This is a genomic window from Streptococcus sp. KHUD_016 (genome assembly GCF_051106465.1).
Taxonomy (GTDB): Bacteria; Bacillota; Bacilli; order Lactobacillales; family Streptococcaceae; genus Streptococcus.
In genome coordinates this window covers 150,617-167,639 of the sequence record NZ_CP193663.1, presented here as the reverse complement: position 1 = coordinate 167,639, position 17,023 = coordinate 150,617, and the positions used below count along the sequence as shown (strand labels likewise).

At 39.3% G+C, this 17,023-nt stretch carries 15 protein-coding genes and 1 pseudogene; 7 read left to right on the top strand and 9 right to left on the bottom strand.

The window, feature by feature from the left end:
• Positions 1–99 precede the first annotated feature (99 nt).
• Positions 100–1,134 (top strand): S66 family peptidase, encoded by a 1,035-nt coding sequence (locus ACORHV_RS00755; RefSeq protein WP_000626042.1) that lies wholly within the window; start codon positions 100–102, stop codon positions 1,132–1,134.
• A gap of 105 nt (positions 1,135–1,239) precedes the next feature.
• A complete protein-coding gene (locus tag ACORHV_RS00750; RefSeq protein WP_000166112.1) occupies positions 1,240–1,503 on the top strand; it encodes a SemiSWEET family transporter in 264 nt (87 codons plus the stop codon).
• 79 nt (positions 1,504–1,582) lie between these two features.
• On the opposite strand, the gene ACORHV_RS00745 is transcribed toward ACORHV_RS00750, so the two are convergent.
• From ACORHV_RS00745 to ACORHV_RS00735, 3 genes are read right to left on the bottom strand one after another with little or no spacing between them, the layout of a single operon-like run.
• Positions 1,583–2,149, bottom strand: a complete 567-nt coding sequence (locus tag ACORHV_RS00745; protein WP_000166572.1) for a DNA-3-methyladenine glycosylase I — start codon at positions 2,147–2,149, stop codon at positions 1,583–1,585.
• A 9-nt stretch (positions 2,150–2,158) separates the two neighbouring features.
• Positions 2,159–2,752 carry a Holliday junction branch migration protein RuvA gene (gene ruvA / locus ACORHV_RS00740; protein WP_000273410.1) on the bottom strand — a complete coding sequence of 198 codons (594 nt, stop codon included), beginning with the start codon at positions 2,750–2,752 and terminating at the stop codon, positions 2,159–2,161.
• Between the two features lie 12 nt (positions 2,753–2,764).
• The gene (locus ACORHV_RS00735) at positions 2,765–3,997 is read right to left on the bottom strand and encodes an MFS transporter (protein WP_000657467.1); all 1,233 of its coding nucleotides are present in this window, start codon (positions 3,995–3,997) and stop codon (positions 2,765–2,767) included.
• 172 nt (positions 3,998–4,169) lie between these two features.
• Here ACORHV_RS00735 and ACORHV_RS00730 point away from each other — a divergent pair, with 172 nt between their 5' ends.
• Positions 4,170–4,676: a helix-turn-helix domain-containing protein gene (locus ACORHV_RS00730; RefSeq protein ID WP_008277272.1), complete on the top strand. Its 507-nt coding sequence runs from the start codon at positions 4,170–4,172 to the stop codon at positions 4,674–4,676.
• Positions 4,677–4,817: 141 nt separating this feature from the next.
• Here the strand turns inward: ACORHV_RS00730 and mutL are convergent, their stop codons facing one another.
• Positions 4,818–6,767, bottom strand: a complete 1,950-nt coding sequence (gene mutL / locus ACORHV_RS00725) for a DNA mismatch repair endonuclease MutL (RefSeq protein WP_434398384.1) — start codon at positions 6,765–6,767, stop codon at positions 4,818–4,820.
• Between the two features lie 313 nt (positions 6,768–7,080).
• On the opposite strand from mutL, the gene ACORHV_RS00720 reads away from it, so the two are divergent.
• Both ACORHV_RS00720 and ACORHV_RS00715 read left to right on the top strand, forming a co-directional pair.
• Positions 7,081–7,521, top strand: coding sequence for a LytTR family DNA-binding domain-containing protein (locus tag ACORHV_RS00720; RefSeq protein WP_065371518.1), 441 nt, complete (start codon positions 7,081–7,083; stop codon positions 7,519–7,521).
• On the top strand, positions 7,518–7,976 hold the full coding sequence (locus ACORHV_RS00715; protein WP_434398382.1) for a DUF3021 domain-containing protein: 459 nt from the start codon (positions 7,518–7,520) through the stop codon (positions 7,974–7,976). Before ACORHV_RS00720 ends, ACORHV_RS00715 begins: the two co-directional genes overlap by 4 nt.
• 15 nt (positions 7,977–7,991) lie before the next feature.
• Here ACORHV_RS00715 and ACORHV_RS00710 read toward each other — a convergent pair.
• A pseudogene (locus ACORHV_RS00710) lies at positions 7,992–8,648 on the bottom strand (IS3 family transposase); the annotation flags it as partial.
• Positions 8,649–9,046: 398 nt separating this feature from the next.
• On the opposite strand from ACORHV_RS00710, the gene dcm (ACORHV_RS00705) reads away from it, so the two are divergent.
• Positions 9,047–10,132: a DNA (cytosine-5-)-methyltransferase gene (gene dcm / locus ACORHV_RS00705; protein WP_200729901.1), complete on the top strand. Its 1,086-nt coding sequence runs from the start codon at positions 9,047–9,049 to the stop codon at positions 10,130–10,132.
• Positions 10,122–11,093, top strand: a complete 972-nt coding sequence (gene dcm, locus ACORHV_RS00700; protein ID WP_200729900.1) for a DNA (cytosine-5-)-methyltransferase — start codon at positions 10,122–10,124, stop codon at positions 11,091–11,093. The genes dcm (ACORHV_RS00705) and dcm (ACORHV_RS00700) overlap by 11 nt, the downstream gene beginning before the upstream one ends.
• A gap of 22 nt (positions 11,094–11,115) precedes the next feature.
• Here dcm (ACORHV_RS00700) and ACORHV_RS00695 read toward each other — a convergent pair whose 3' ends face one another.
• From ACORHV_RS00695 to mutS, 4 genes are all read right to left on the bottom strand, one after another.
• Positions 11,116–12,675, bottom strand: coding sequence for a hypothetical protein (locus tag ACORHV_RS00695; RefSeq protein WP_200729899.1), 1,560 nt, complete (start codon positions 12,673–12,675; stop codon positions 11,116–11,118).
• A 69-nt stretch (positions 12,676–12,744) separates the two neighbouring features.
• Entirely contained in the window at positions 12,745–12,960 is a 216-nt protein-coding gene (locus ACORHV_RS00690) for a helix-turn-helix domain-containing protein (protein WP_200729898.1), read from the bottom strand.
• Positions 12,961–13,283: 323 nt separating this feature from the next.
• Positions 13,284–14,384 (bottom strand): IS3 family transposase, encoded by a 1,101-nt coding sequence (locus ACORHV_RS00685; protein ID WP_434398378.1) that lies wholly within the window; start codon positions 14,382–14,384, stop codon positions 13,284–13,286.
• 76 nt (positions 14,385–14,460) lie between these two features.
• Positions 14,461–16,995, bottom strand: a complete 2,535-nt coding sequence (mutS, locus tag ACORHV_RS00680; RefSeq protein WP_434398376.1) for a DNA mismatch repair protein MutS — start codon at positions 16,993–16,995, stop codon at positions 14,461–14,463.
• Between the last annotated feature and the right edge of the window lie 28 nt (positions 16,996–17,023).

Here is a 17,023-nt window from a genome sequence, read left to right as displayed (position 1 = left end):
CTTTCTTGAGATTCAATAGCACTTCTGAGTTTCATTCTTATAGTTTTATCTCATCTTTTGTGATAAAATAGGCTCAATCTATTTCTAGGAGGATGAGATATGATTTCTACTATTGGTATTGTTAGTTTGTCTAGCGGTGTTATCGGAGAGGATTTTGTCAAACACGAAGTCGATTTGGGTCTCCAACGTCTCAGGGATCTAGGACTCAATCCTATCTTTTTGCCCCATTCGCTAAAAGGGTTAGACTTTATCAAGGACCATCCGGAGGCACGTGCAGAGGATTTGATGAAGGCCTTTTCGGACAATAGCATCAATATGATCCTATGTGCCATCGGTGGGGATGATACCTATCGCTTGCTACCCTACCTTTTTGAAAATGACCAACTAGAAAAAGTTATCAAACAAAAGATTTTTCTTGGTTTCTCAGATACCACTATGAACCACCTTATGTTGCACAAACTAGGGGTCAAGACTTTTTATGGGCAATCCTTTCTAGCAGACATTTGTGAATTGGACAAGGAGATGTTGCCCTATAGCTTTCACTACTTTAAAGAATTGATCAAGACAGGAAGAATCTCAGAAATCCGTCCTAGCGACCTTTGGTATGAGGAAAGAACTGACTTCAGTCCCAAAGCTTTGGGAACACCTCGTCTCAGCCATGTAAATACTGGTTTTGACTTGTTACAAGGAAATGCCCAGTTTGAGGGAGAAATCCTCGGTGGTTGTCTTGAGTCTCTCTATGATATCTTTGACAACTCTCTACACGCAGATAGCACCGACCTCTGCCAAAAATACAAACTTTTCCCTGACTTATCCGACTGGGAAGGAAAGATTCTCTTACTAGAAACAAGCGAAGAAAAGCCTGAACCTGATGATTTCAAAAAAATGTTGCTAGCTTTGAAAAAAACTGGAATATTTGAGGTCATCAGTGGACTCTTGGTCGGAAAGCCAATGGATGAAACCTTCTATAACGACTATAAAGAGGCACTAATGAGCATCGTTGACAGCAATATCCCAATTGTCTATAATCTAAACGTTGGGCACGCCACACCAAGAGCCATTGTACCCTTTGGCGTTCACGCCTATGTAGATGCACAGGAGCAAGTCATTCGCTTTGACGATAACAAAAAATAAACAATTTCTCCATTTTTGTGCTTTGGTATTGATTTTCGTTACAATTTGTGTCTGAATTTATTGCATTTTGCTTATTTCTATGATATCTTTTTAAAGGAGGTGTATATGACTAAACAAAAAATAAATCAAATTGTCGGTTCAATCGGGGCCTTTATCGGGATTATTGTATTTATCGCCTACATCCCACAAATTTTTGCCAATTTACAAGGCAACAAGGCTCAACCATTTCAGCCTTTATCCGCAGCAGTATCTTGTTTAATTTGGGTTATTTACGGATGGACAAAAGAACCTAAGAAGGATTGGATACTAATTATTCCAAACTCAGCCGGCGTTGTCTTAGGTGGACTGACATTTCTCACTGCACTATAAAAATTACTAGCATATAATCAAAAAGCTGAGAAACTCATCTCAGCTTTTTCTATATTCTCAGATAATTAGACGCCTGCACTCACTTATTTCCGCTTTTCCACTCACAATCATTTTCGTGGTCGTCAATCAGACCTGCCGCTTGTAGAAAAGCTAAAACTGCGACTGGACCTGTGAACTTGAAGCCTCGTTTTTTGAGATCTTGAGATAACTTTTCAGACAAGGCTGTTTTAGCAGGTGCTAGGTGATAGTCAGGAACATCATTCACGATCGTTTTTCCCTCAACAAAGGACCAGAGATAAGCGTCAAAAGAGCCAAAGGTTTTCTGGACTTGTAAAAATGCTTGGGCGTTGGCACGCGTCGCAAAAATCTTGGCTCGATTTCGAATGATGGCTGGATTCTCTAACATGGCTTCCAACTCCCCATCTGTCATTTCCGCGACCTCTTGAATTTGATAGCCATGAAATGCTTCTCGGAATCCTTGGCGTTTGTTTAGTACCGTTTCCCAAGATAGACCCGACTGGTAAGTTTCCAAACAAAGCAACTCAAAAAGAGCACGGTCATCATGAAGGGGTTGGCCCCACTCTTCATCATGATAGGCCACATATAATGGGTTGTTCATTTTAACCCAACCACAGCGTTTTGTCATAAAAATCTCCTATTTTACCAACATCTTAAGGGCCGACTTGATATAGTTCTCAGCTGTGTCTGTCGTTCCTTCAAAGAATTTCTTGATTTTCTTAAGTTCAGTCGCCTTGTAGCCCAGTGCCAACATGGCTTCCATAGCTTCTTCCAGTTCTTGGTTTTCAGCGCTGGTTTGCACTGCCACCTTGGCAGGAAGGTCATCACTAGCCACGACTACCTTGCCTTCCAAGTCCAGCACCATCTGTTGGGCTGTTTTCTTGCCAATTTTAGGGAACTTGGTCAAGTAGGTGATGTTCTTAGTCTCGATCGCCTGAACCAAGCCAGCATTGTCATCGGCAGCGATAATAGCAAGAGCTGACACAGGACCAATCCCTGAGACCGAAATCAAGCTGAGAAAGAGCTTCTTCTCGTCTTCTGAACGAAAGCCGTAAAGCAGATGGGCATCCTCACGGACAACTTGGTGCACATAAATCTGAGTTTCTTGATTCACCTGACCTGAATAGGCATAAGGATTGGCCACATGCAGGATATAGCCGATACCGTTAGCTTCTAGGACGATGTATTTAGCAGTGATTTTGGTAATGATTCCTTTTAGATATTCGTACATAATTTTCACTTTCTATAATTGATTTGCAATTCCTTGTAAATGCGCTGCTCTGATGATAAGAAGCAACCCAAGTACTGCACACACAATAAAAACGAGCCAAACACCTACAGCACCTGTTGCAGCGCTGATAGAAATCATCGCCCCCGCTAAAATAGACGCTAAAGGCTGCGCCATATTAAGGAAACCTGAGTAGGTTCCGAGCTTATTCTCATTCATCATTTCCGCCCGCAAAACTTGGCTTGGCGGCATGCAGATGAGTTCCCCCATAGTATAGAGAATGGCTAGCAAAAACAGAGCCCAGAAACTCCTGAAGACAATGGTGAAAAGCATACCCAAGTCAAAGATAATACTTCCCAATAAAAACTGCGGTATGAGCTTCATTTCCTTGGTCAAACGATTGGCAGTCGTTATGAAGCAAACAATAATCAGGGTATTGATAAAGACCATGATACTGAGCATCTTAGCTCCTGAAATATGAATACCGAAAATACTACTCGCGATGAATGACTCTTTCAAATGAACGGGTATATAATTGTCAATTTGCAACCAGATAACACCATTAAATACAGTCCCTAACGTATAAAGTAGGAAAATTTTGTCCTGAAAAACAGAAGCATAATTTTTCACAGTTGCCAAAGGACTGCTACCATGCTCAAAGACCAGATTAGCTGGCTTACTTTCTGAAAAATATTTCCAAGCGAGGAAAAAATTCAAGAAGCTAATTACCGTCAAAACCAGAAGCAACTCAAAAAAATGGTGGTCGTAAAAGAAACCTGCAAGCCCTGCTCCTAACATAACGGATACATTGACAAACCAATAACTAATCGTATAAACGAAACGGCGATTTTGCTCGTCGGTCAAATCAATAATCATCGCATCAATAGCCGGCCAAGAGAAAGTTCCTGCGGTCTCTGCCAGCAACATTCCGACAAAAGTCAAAAAGGGAAAAATATGATTAGGCATATTTGCCAGCAGCACAAGAAAGTAGCCACTCGCAAGACCAAAGTTTCCCCAGTCAATGACTTTCTTACGTCCCCAAAGATCCGCCAAATGTCCACCATACAGCCCAGCTAAAAAACCAATGAGTTTGGTTGTGATCATCAATAACCCCGCCCAAAAGGCTCCAAAATATTGAACATAGTACATGGCCATAAAAGGAGTAATGGCACTCTCTAAAATCCGTGCTACAAAGCTCATCCATTCCCGCATTTGAATTTGCTTGGGGAGGGCAAAAAATTCTTTCATCTTTCATTCCTTTTTCATAATTTCTTCGCTTTTTCTTACCTAGTATATCATATTTTTTTGCTGAAAACTGCAAACACAAGTGCAACCGGTGGTTGACAAATTGTACAGGAGATTGTATTCTCTTTATAAGTAAAAATTGTTAGGATAGAAGTAGAAAAAGGAGGATAGAATGATGAAACTCGCAGAAAAACTATTTGAACTCCGAAAGGAAAAAGGTTGGTCCCAAGAAAAGCTAGCAGAACAAATCAATGTTTCTCGGCAAAGCATCTCCAAATGGGAGTCTGGACAAGTCCTTCCTGAAATCGAAAAAATCATTGAAATAAGCAAGATTTTTCAAGTGACAACTGACTATCTACTACTGGATGAAAGCATTGAAAAAGTTTCCACAGCAGTGATTTTGGAGGAAGACAAAGACAACTACTATAAAAAGGTTAAATCCTTTGGTCTTTGGCAGGTGATTTATATTTTTGTATTGGCTCTGGCTATCTATCTCTTTTTAGCCGGTTCTAGTTTTCCAGCTGAATTCACCGCTTGGATCTGGCTAACCTTCGTTCTCTTAATCGCTTCTGCTGTCGCTATCAATAAGGTTCTCAAAACCAAACAACGTTATCTTGATAAGGTCATTGGTCTTGAGACTCCTTCAGACAACGACGATTCTACAAAGCCTGGAATCACCTAATTCAGTTTTCACAACATTTTTATAGAACTGGTCTTGTCAAGCAAGTGTAAATATCGTGTCAAGTTGCCCATGTCCAATCAAGTTCCCACCTTAGAAAAACTAAAAAGCCTTGTTCAAAAGGAACAAAGGCTTTTTGTGTTCTTAATATTTCCCCAACTCACGAAGACTCGTATGATTTTCCTGAATGCGTCGGAACATTTTTTCCATATCTGACTTGGTAAAATGCACCAAAACGGGACGTCCGTGTGGACAGTTGTAGGGGTTATCACATTGAGAAAGCTGATAAAGGAGCTGTCTGGCTGAATGGTCATCGATACGGTGATTGGCCTTGATCGACCGCTTGCAGGACATCATGATAGCCAGCTCTGCTCGGTATTTCTTGATCGAAACTTCTTTAGTTAAGAGGAGCATATCGCACATCTCATAGATACCAGATTCGATTTCCTCTTCGGCCATCCAAATAGGATGTTCACGCAGGATAAATTGATTTTCTCCATACTCTGCTAGAAAAACACCTACTTCCTCTAGGAGAGGCATTCTTTCTCTAAGACGAAGGGCATCATCCGCAGGAAATTCAAAGATGTAGGGCACTAAGAGTTGCTGCTGACTCTGGTCAACATTGCCGATGCTTTCACGGTATTCCTCGTACTTAACCCGCTCCTGAGCTGCATGCTGGTCAATGATATAGAGTCCATCTCGCCCCTGGGCAAAGAGATAAGTCCCGTGCATCTGTCCGAAAAATTCCAATTCTGGAAAGCTTGATGATTCTTCTCGCTCCAGCTTATCATAGGCTTTATCGAGACTAGCAAGGTCCAACTCTGGATGGTCTAGTTGGTCATAGCTAGCTGGCTTTCTCTCTGCAAAATGCAGTTTTGCAGGCTTGGTCAACTGGTCCAAGGTTTCCTTGGCAAACAGGGTTAAATCCTGTCTTTCTTCAGTCAAGCCTACTTGATGGTCTGAAACCTCAACTTGAGTCGGTCTTGTTACTTCTGTTTGTTCATAGTAAAGCGTATTTTCTTTGAGTGGGAGAATGGTCTGCTCTACCTTTTGACGATTACGCACGGTCGACTTGGCAAGATTTTCTAAAGCATCAGGTATCAAGGTCTGTTCCTTAAGACTCTTTGCGATAGCTTCTGAGACAAGTGCCATCAGCTCTCTTTCCTTAGAAATCCGCACCTCTTGCTTGGTTGGATGAACATTGACATCAGCCAGATAAGGATCGATATGGATGTGAATGACAGCCAGTGGAAAACGCCCTACCATGAGTTTACTGCCATAGCCGTCAAGAATAGCACGATTGAGCAAGAAGTTCTTGATATATCGCCCATTGATGAAGAGGCTGATATAGTTGCGATTAGCTCGTGTCAATTCAGGCAATGAAACAAAACCTGAAATTTCGAAATCTAGATCAGAGTTCTCAATTTCAATCATCTTCTTGGCACTCGCCAAACCATAAATCCCTGCGATGGCTTGTCGCAGTTGACCAGTCCCTGCTGTCCGCGTCATTTCCTTGCCATCACTGATTAAACTAAAAGAAATCTCAGGATGAGCCAATCCCAGACGGTTGACAATATCAATGATATGAGACAGCTCCGCTTGCTGGCTCTTCATATACTTGAGACGGGCAGGTGTGTTGAAAAAGAGGTCCTCCACACAAACTTTGGTCCCCACAGGACTAGTCGCTGGGATGACTTCCTCAACTTCTCCCCCACGCGCAACGAGCTTGGTCCCATGACTCGCACCATCCACCGCCGTCAACAGAGTCAGAACACTGACAGAAGCGATAGAGGGCAGGGCCTCACCACGAAAACCGAGCGTCCGAATCCGAAAAAGGTCTGCTTGATTTTTTATCTTGCTGGTCGCATGGCGACGCAGGGCCAATTCCACCTCATCGTGGGCAATTCCATGACCATTATCTGTGATTTGAATCTTCTTTAGACCTGATTCCTCAATCTCAATGATAATCTGGCTAGAGCCCGCGTCAATAGCATTTTCTACCAACTCTTTGACCACGCTAGCAGGACGTTCAATGACCTCTCCTGCAGCGATCTGGTTTGCCAACACTTCTGGCAATTCAATAATATGAGACATCTTTCAGCCCCTTTCTGTATCTATTTTCCTAGAAATTGATTAGTGCTATTATACCATATTTCAGATGTTACCAGAAAAAGCAAATACCACATAGACTCCAAATTTCTCCACATAGACAAAAGCTCTTGCCATGGGTCGTAAAATAGTGGTATACTCAATAAAAATCAAAGAGCAAACTAGAAAGCTAGGCGCAGACAGTACTTTAGTACGGCAAGACGACGCTGACGTGGTTTGAATTTGATTTTTGAAGAGTATTAATAAAGGTGTACAAGAAGTGATCACAATTTTGTATGAAATATAAGGAGAGAAATTTATGAAAGTAGAACTACAGATTAAAGAGACTTACGAGGAGGAAAAGTTGATTGTCCAAACTCCTCAGCCGATCGAAAAAGTCCAGAAAGTCATCGAGTTCGCTGAAAATCTTGACCAAAAAGAAACAATCAAAGGAAAGATTGATGATCAGGTCTATCTAGTTAAGATTGGTAAGATACAACGCTTCTATATCGAGAATCGCAAGGTTCTAGCAGAAACGTCGAGTCAGACCTACAGCATTGATTTGCGACTCTATCAAGTTCTTGAAATTCTACCGACCACTTTTATCCAAATTTCCCAATCTGAAATCGTCAATATCGACTCCATCTCTCATCTCAAGCTCACGCCCAACGGTCTGGTTGAAATTTTCTTAAAAAACGAAAGTTTCACCTACTCTTCACGCCGTTACCTAAAAACCATCAAGGAGAAATTAGAACTATGAAAAAACAAATCTTTCACGATGCAGCTGCTGGTGTACTTATCGGCCTCATCCTATCTATCCTCTTTTCACTCATGTACGCCCCAAATACCTATGCTCCACTTAGTCCCGAGTCTCTTATCGGCCAAGTGATGGCTCAACATCAGGTTCACGGTGCTCTGGTCTTACTCTACTGCACGATTATCTGGTCAGCTATCGGCGTTCTCTTTAGCTTTGGCAGTCGCTTATTCAGCCGTGACTGGAGCTTGCTCCGTGCCACACTTTCCCATTTCTTCCTCATGCTGGCTGGCTTTGTCCCACTGGCAACTCTAGCTGGTTGGTTCCCCTTCCACTGGACCTTCTATCTCCAACTCATTCCAGAGTTTGCGATTGTCTACCTCATCATCTGGGCTATTCTCTATAAAAGAGAAGCTAAAAAAGTAGACCACATCAATCAACTCTTGGCCCATAAAAAATAATAGAGAAAAACCCACTCACAATGTACTGACCCCCAAAAGTTGGACAAATAATTGTTGAAAGGATTTAGTTCTGTATTGTACAGGGCTAAGTCCTTTTAGTTTGACTTTGATTCGTTTGTTGTTGTAGTAATCGATATAGTCTACAATAGCTTGTTCAAGGTCCTCTAAAGACCTAAAGTGCTTCTCATAACCGTAAAACATTTCGGATTTCAAAATACCAAAGAAGGACTCCACCATACCGTTGTCTGGGCTGTTTCCCTTGCGCGACATAGATGGCTGAATTCCTTTACTCTCTAGAAACCGATGATAAGAATCGTGTTGGTATTACCATCCTTGATCGCTATGGAGAATTGTATTTTCGTAATGCTCCTCTGCAAAGGCCTGTTCCAACATGATTTTCACTTGTTCTAAATTTGGCAAACAAGAAAGATTAAAAGGAATAATTTCGCTGATAAAGCCATCTAAAACTGACGATAAATACAATTTCTGTGTGCTATTTGGAACGGCAAACTCTGTCACATCTGTATAGCACTTTTCCATTGGTCTCGATGCTCCAAACTGGCGTTGAATGAGATTCCCTGCTTTCTTGCCAATCTCTCCTTGGTAGGAAGAATACTTCCGTTTTCGACGAATTCGAGCCGTTAAATCAAGAACTTTCATCAGTCGTTGAACTATTCCAACCCTGCAAGGTTAAAGAACTGAATATCTTGCTAAATGATATTACTTCTCTACCTTCTTATGAAGAACTCATCTTAGCCACACCTGACCAATCAAAAGGTTATGTCTGGATGAGTGTATAGAACTTCCATAATGAGATTATCGAGCCATCTAAGATTGAATATTATGGATAAAGAGTGTACAGAAAGTTTCTGTACACTCTTTTGTTTGATGTTATTTTTACGAATATATTTAGTAGGTAGGGATATAAACTCAATTATACTGAGGAGTCATTAGCCTTAGACAATTTTAGGTTTTTCTGATAGAATAGTAGCTAAAATGTTTCAAAATTATACCCCTGCTACGATATTAAAAAACATTATTTAGAAAATCATTATGGAGTAAATTATCTCATGAAAAATAAAAACAATAAATTACGTGTTGTTAGTTTATTTTCTGGAATTGGTGGCTTTGAACTTGGTTTAGAAAATTCTCAGCTAAAAGGAAACACTATTTTCTCAAGTGAAATAGACAAATTCGCAACAACATCGTATAAAGCAAACTTTCCAGATGTGTACCAAGCAGGTGATATAACAAAAGTTGACGAAAAAAAAGTTCCAGATCATGACTTATTGCTTGGAGGTTTCCCTTGCCAAGCATTTTCTATCGCAGGAAAACGAAATGGTTTTGAAGATACAAGAGGAACTCTATTCTTTGATATAGCTCGTATTTTGAAAGAAAAAAAACCAAAGTATTTTTTACTAGAAAACGTTGCAAATTTAGTTAGTCACGACTCTTCGAAAACAATAAAAGTCATTTTAGAAACTTTATCTAAATTGGGTTACACAGTTGATTTTACAATTTTAAATTCAAAAGATGTAGGATTACCTCAAAACCGTACTCGTACATTTATCGTTGGAATTCTTAATCATACAACCGAAAAGTTTGTAACTGATGTTAATAGCCTTAAAATTAACTCTTTAAAATCTTATTTAAATAATCAAGATTTTAATAGTTTTAATTTCTTTAATACACTTAACGTTGACTGTAAACCACAATTCCTAAAAGATATCTTAGAATCTAATGTAGACGAAAAATACTTTTTCTCAAAAGAACCTGTTCTTAAGTATATTACTGAAATAAGAGATACAGTCATTGAAGTTGAAGAGCACAAAATTATTAAACTTTTTGATCTTCCTAAAGATGTGCATAACGATCAAGAGAGACAGCGACGAGTTTATTCTATTCATGGAATTTCACCCACTGTTTTAGCAAGATCTGATTCCACTAAGATTTTTGTAAATTCCAAAATTCGTAAATTAACACCTATTGAAAATCTAAAAGTACAAGGATTCTCAAAAGAATTCATTCATAATCTCGTTTCAACAGGTATGAGCGATACTCAAATTTACAAACAATCAGGAAATGCAGTAAGCCCACCAGTAATTACTGCAATTCTAAATCATCTAAGCGAGTATATAAATAACAATGAAAAATAATTTTACTTTTATCGATTTATTTGCAGGCATTGGTGGCTTTCGATTAGCACTAGAATCTCTCGGTGGAGAATGTGTTTTCTCCAGTGAAATAGACAAATTTGCCGCAGAAGCCTACTACAATAATTTTGGTGATTATCCAGATGGAGATATTACTCTTATTGAATCACATAGTATTCCTGATCATGATTTTCTTTGCGCTGGTTTCCCTTGTCAACCTTTTTCAATAGCAGGGAAAAGACTTGGTTTTGAAGATTCTCGTGGAACTCTTTTCTTTGAGGTAGCTAGAATCTTAAAAGAAAAGAAACCAAAAGGCTTTATTCTGGAAAATGTATCTGGACTAGTAAACCACGATAAAGGGAAAACTCTAAGAGTTATCCTCGATGTCCTTTCTGAAATTGGTTACACAGCGAAATGGAAACTACTTAACGCAAAAGACTATAATATTCCACAAAATCGAAACAGATGGTATTGTATTGGAATTCGAAATGATTTTGCTGAATCTGTAGATTTAAACAATGTGTTCCCTGAAAAAATCTCTCTAACTAACACCTTAAGCAAAATTTTAGAGAAAAAAGTTTCAAGTGATTACAGGGTATCAGATATTGCAATTAAGAATATTGATAACAATATTCAGGAGTACCTACAAAAAGCAGATAGAACATTAGAGCCAATTATAGCAAATAACATCAGGCCTTCAAAAGTTTCTTTCAGTTCTAATGGTATTTCACCATGTCTTACTGCAAAAATGGGAACTGGTGGGAATAACGTTCCGGTAGTTTATAGTCAATACAGAAAATATACAGTCGTAGAATGTTTAAGAATTATGGGATTCCCAGATGATTATAAACTAAAAGAAAATTACAGCCAAAGTTATAAACAACTTGGCAATAGTGTTGCAGTCCCAGTGATTCGACTTATATTCAAAAACTTTTTAAATGAATTATCTTTAAGAAATAAATAAATAGAGCTGTTTCAGAACAGCTCTATTTAATTTCGATTGTATACTTACCTTTACTTCGACCAGAACCAGTTGTAATTGAGAAATCCGAAATAATGTTCTCTCTCAACTTTCCTTTCTCAAAAATATACATGGCATGATATGGCTCTTTAAACCAGTGTCTCCCCATAAAAATATTTTCTTTTAGAATTTGATCGGACTGGATTTTCTCTTTAATAAACTTTTGTGCTGATTGCCTAATTGAATCCCAAAATTGTTTATTATCTACATCATTAATTTCAATACCCATCTTTTCATGAACTTTTTGTAAATACTGTTCTAAGTCGTAATCAAAGTCTGAAATAATTTTATTGTTTTTATGTCTTTCTTCATCTTTACTGTATATTAACAACGAAACTAACCAGAATTCAATTTCCTCAATATCAGAAAATGCAAGTTTAAAGGAATTAGATGTGAATTTTTGATAAGAAAAATGCTTAGAATCTTTCAATTTTATTGAGATCCCTGTACCGGGTACCACTTCATAGTTAATATCTTTTATATCCGATTCGTCCAGAACAAATTGTTTTTCGAGTAATATTTTACGATCAATATCTGCCTTAACTACATAGGCATCACTTTTTGTTTTTACCTTTTTATTGCTTAAAGTGGATAATTGATGTGTAGATACTTTAACAGCATAATAATTAGAAAAATCCTTCTCATTTGGGAGTAAAATTTTCCACATTTTACTATCTTTATTTTTATTCAATACATGAGTAAGTCCAAATTCCTCTATGTCACCCAAAAAAGTACCCACTGTCTCAGCATTATTTTTCAGTAGTGTTTCTAAATCGCTTTGCAAGCTGCCATATTTAAATTGAATTTGTCCACGTTTTTGTTCAGTGTTACCTGTTTGAGAAACATTCCAAACTTGAGTAGTCAAATGTCCAACAGGGAAACAGGCTCTATTGGATTTTGGCTTTATTCTAGACATATAATTTAGAGCCTCTTGCTTAGAGATCCAGCTACCTTGCTTTTCAGTTCCATGGTATACAAAATCTACAGAACTATTATTTTTTCCAACAAAAACAACTCTCTCAATAAGTTTTGTCTTATTCTCTTCAATAAACGTTAATAGCTTCTCACGCTTTCTAGGATATTGTTTTTTAAACTGTGATGCTGTAAACCTACTTATAATATTTCCAGATTCATCTTTTTCAGTAGGCCCTGTTCCATCTAGTGTACCATCTGCCCAAATAAAGAATCTCCATAAATCACAAATCTCTTCTGACGCATTACAATTTTCTTTTATAAAAATTATGAAGTCTTCTATTTTTTCTTGATGTACAGAATTCCCTGAACCTAGTTTTACACTAACACCTACTTTATAACCATTAATAAATATATAAATATCTTGTTTTAATTTATTATTTGTTTCGGTTTCAGATTTTACTTCAGTATCATTATCAATAGGCAAATTCAAAGTAGTACCAATATATTTGATAAATTCTTTCATCGTTAAATTTAGCTCTTTAAATTTTTTCCCATTTAGATATTCTGAAATAATTGCTTCATTGTTGAAACCATGCGAATTACTAGCCATATTTATCCCCTTCTTATCATTTGCCTTGACTTAATTGTAATAGTGTACCTTCGGTATAACAAACCTTGATTATTGGTTATCAATCTTTGAAAACAGCTCTGAGATTGAAATTCCAAATCCGTTTGCAATCTTTTCAATATTTTGCAAAGATATATTTCGCTTTCCAGACTCAACTGAAGCGTAGTATGTTCTATCCATACCGATTTTAAGTGCAAACTTTTCTTGACTTAATCCAGTTTCATTTCGCAACGATTTTATTCTTTTGGCAAATTCAACTTGTATCATTTAATTTCAATCTCGCTTCGGTAAATTCTTTGAATTCTATTTTAATTGATTATGCTTATTTAGCAACGGATTATAAGCAACAAAAAAGAAGAGCGATTTGCTCTTCTCAATCGAATGGCTACCTGCTCTACCATTTCTCTTAAAATCAATTCAATATCAACTTGTTTGACATGCCAACAGCTGAATAAATCCCTGTTTTTCACCAAATGTCATGCTGAATACCACTGATAGCATATCCAACTTCTTTCGTCTCGATGCACCCTTAGTAATTCAAAAAAAGAGACTAGTCAATTGTACTGACCCCGAAAAGTTAGACAATTAATTTACCCAAAGGATTTAGTTCTGTATTGCACAGAGCTAAGTCCTTTTAGTTTGACTTTGATTCGTTTGTTGTTGTAGTAATCAATGTAGTCCACAATAGCTTGTTCAAGGTCTTCTAAAGACCTAAAGTTCTTCTCATAACCATAAAACATTTCGGATTTCAAGATACCAAAGAAGGACTCCATCATACCGTTGTCCGGGCTGTTGCCCTTGTGGGACATAGATGGCTGAATTCCCTTACTCTCTAGGAAACGATGATAAGAATCGTGGTGGTATTGCCAGCCTTGATCGCTATGGAGAATTGTATTCTCGTAGTGTTTCTCTGTGAATGCCTGTTTCAACATGGTTTTCACTTGTTCTAAATTTGGTGAAGTAGACAAATTATAAGCGATAACTTCGCTATTAAAGCCATCTAAAACTGGCGATAAATAGAGTTTCTGTGTGCTATTTGGAATGACAAACTTTGTCACATCTGTATAGCACTTTTCCATCGGTTTCGCCCCTTCGAACTGGCGTTGAATAAGATTCTCTGCTTTCTTGCCAATCTCTCCTTGGTAGGAAGAATACTTCCGTTTTCGACGGATACGAGCTGTTAAACCAAGGACTTTCATCAGCCGTTGGACCTTCTTATGATTCACCACAAGACCACGATTTCTTGGTTCTAAGTGAGTCCGACGATAGCCATAATTTCCCTTGTGTTCGGTAAAAATGACCTGAATTTCGGTTTTAAGTTCTTGATCCTTATCAACCCCATCCAGCTGTTTCAAATGGTAATAGTAAGTTGAGTGAGCTAAACGAGCTGTTTCAAGAAGTAAATCTAGTCGAAATCCTCCTGAAACCATTTCTCTAACTGTTTCTGCCTTTCTCACTGTAAGGCTTCGTCCCTCAAGTAGGACTTTATCAATGATCTCTTGTTTTAATTCAGGAGAGTAATAACGGTTTTTCCCTTTTTTGACGAACTCTATTCCGTAACGATCAATCAATTTAATCATGTACCTAATATTAGAATTGTTTATCCCAAATTTATTTGAAAGCTTCTCTAAGCTATACCCTTGTTTTCTAAGTTCATAGATTTGAACTTTATCATCATAAGTTAATTTCATAATAAAAACACCCCAAAAGTTAGATTTTTTCTGTCCAACTTTTGGGGTGCAGTTCAACACATGAGTGGGATTCTTTTTATAACTTTTGTTTGAGCTCGACCAAGACATTCATAGCCTGCATCGGTGTCATATTGTATACATCCAGTTTAGCTAATTCTGCTAGGATAGGATGTTCTTCAGGCGCATCAAAGAGTGACATCTGTTCAGTAACAGCACTTGTTCCTCTCATCGGAGTAGGACTTTCCGTCCCTTGATTCTCCAGTTGGGTCAAAATCTTATCCGCCCTTGCTAAAAGTTCTACTGGCAAGCCAGCAATCTTAGCAACGTGGATACCATAGGATTTGTCAGCTGGTCCTGGTTCGATCTTATGAAGGAAGGTGACCTGCCCATTCTGCTCCAAGGTTGCCACGTGGACATTGACCAAGTTTTTCAAGCTGGACTCCAGACTGGTCAACTCATGGTAGTGGGTCGCAAAGAGGGTTTTGGCTCCGATATGTTCATGAATGTATTCGATGATGGATTGGGCAAGAGCCATCCCGTCATAAGTTGCAGTTCCACGTCCCAATTCATCGAAGAGAATGAGTGAGTCCTTGGTCGCATGCGAAATGGCATTGTTGGCCTCCATCATCTCCACCATGAAGGTTGATTGACCTGAAACCAAATCATCAGCTGCTCCGATACGAGTAAAGATAGCATCGAAGATAGGCAAATGGGCGCTTTCTGCTGGCACATAAGAACCCAGCTGGGCCATAACCGCCGTCATGGCTAACTGGCGCATGTAGGTTGACTTCCCACTCATGTTTGGCCCTGTAATCAGCTGAATACTGGTATCTTCTGCCATCTGGATACTGTTTGGAATGTAGGTCTGAGCTCCCATGACCTTTTCGACGACAGCATGGCGCCCTTTTTGGATATCTATTTGTGAATCCTCTCCAAACTCAGGTCTGATCAAATGCTGGGTTTCAGCCACAACTGCGAGACTTTGCAAGACATCAACTGTCGCAATTCCTTGGGCTAGCGCCTGCAAACGCTGGATGTACTTGCTGACTTCCTCTCGGATACGCATAAAGATTTCGTACTCTAGGTTGGCTGACTTCTCACGCGCCTCCAACATATCCCCCTCGATACGGGCTAACTCCTCTGTCCCAAAGCGTTCCGAGTTTTTCAGTGTTGCCTTGCGGAAAAAGTGGGCTGGAACATTTCCCAGTTGCGAATTAGTCACATGGAAATAGTAGCCGTCCTTTTTATTGTAGTCAATCTTAAGCGTGCTGATGCCAGAGTTTTCCCGCTCCTTAGCCTCAATCTCAGCAATCCAGCTAGTCCCTTCTCTGAGCACACGACGGTACTTGTCTAAGGTCTCATCAAATCCCGTACGGATAATACCACCTTCCGTAATCACATGAGGAGCTTCAGGGGCAATCGCTGCGCTAATCAAGCTCTCCAACTCTGGAATGGCATCCAACTGTGCGATGAGATAAGCTAAAGCAGGCTGCTCCATTCCCTCTAAAATCGCTCGAATCCGTGGCACACTAGATAAGGTAGTCGCCAGTTGCAAGAGATCCTTGGGATTGGTCTTTCCAAAAGAAACCCGACTAGCCAAGCGTTCGATATCATAAACACCCTTGAGACTGTCTGTCAAATCGCTGCGCTCAAAGAAGTGGTCAAGAAAGACCTGCACCACCTCTTGACGTTGGACGATTCGTTCCTTATCAATCAAGGGACGATGGATCCAAGAGCGCAAGAGCCGCATGCCCATAGCTGTTTTGGTTTCATCCAAAAGCCAGAAAAGACTCCCCTGCTTCTTGCCTGAACGGGCATTCTCAACCAAATCCAGACTAGCCTTGGTCGCATAATCCATCTGCAAGAAATCTTTAATTTCATAGTGGATAACTGGTTTGAGATGGTTCAATTCTCGCATCTGGGTACGGTGAACATACTGGAGGAGCTTACTAGCTGCCGCTTGCTCCACAGCTGCCAGTCGTGGATCCAGTAAATGAATATCCTCAAAGCCTTCCTTCTCATAAGAAAGCACCAGATTCATCTGACGGCTGAGGATTTGTTCTTCTTCCTCAGACAAGTCATAACCCAGCACCACTTCTCGAGCCTTGAGATTACGGATTTCCCCACAAACCAACGTGAAATCTAATAGACCTGTCACATAAAAGTCACCCGTCACCAAATCCATATAAGCCAGACCAAATTGATTGCCATCACAATCTAAGGAAACCAAGAAATTATTCTGACTATCCGGCTTACTGCTATCAACGACCGTTCCAGGTGTGATGACCTGGACCACCTCTCGCTTGACAACACCAACTGCTTGTTTGGGATCTTCCATCTGCTCGGCTATGGCTACCTTATAGCCCTGCTCAATCAGAACATCGATATACTGCTGGGCAGAATGATAGGGGACACCCGCCATGGGTATCGGATTTTCTGCATTTTTATTCCGACTTGTTAAGGAAATTTCTAAAATCTGCGCTGCATTAATTGCATCTTCATAGAACAACTCGTAAAAATCACCCATTCGAAAAAGCAAAAAAGCATCTGGGTATTGTTTCTTAATATCCACATACTGTTGCATGCCGGGTGATAGCTTTTCTGTTGCCATTTTCCGTCTCTCCTTGCTAAAAATAAGT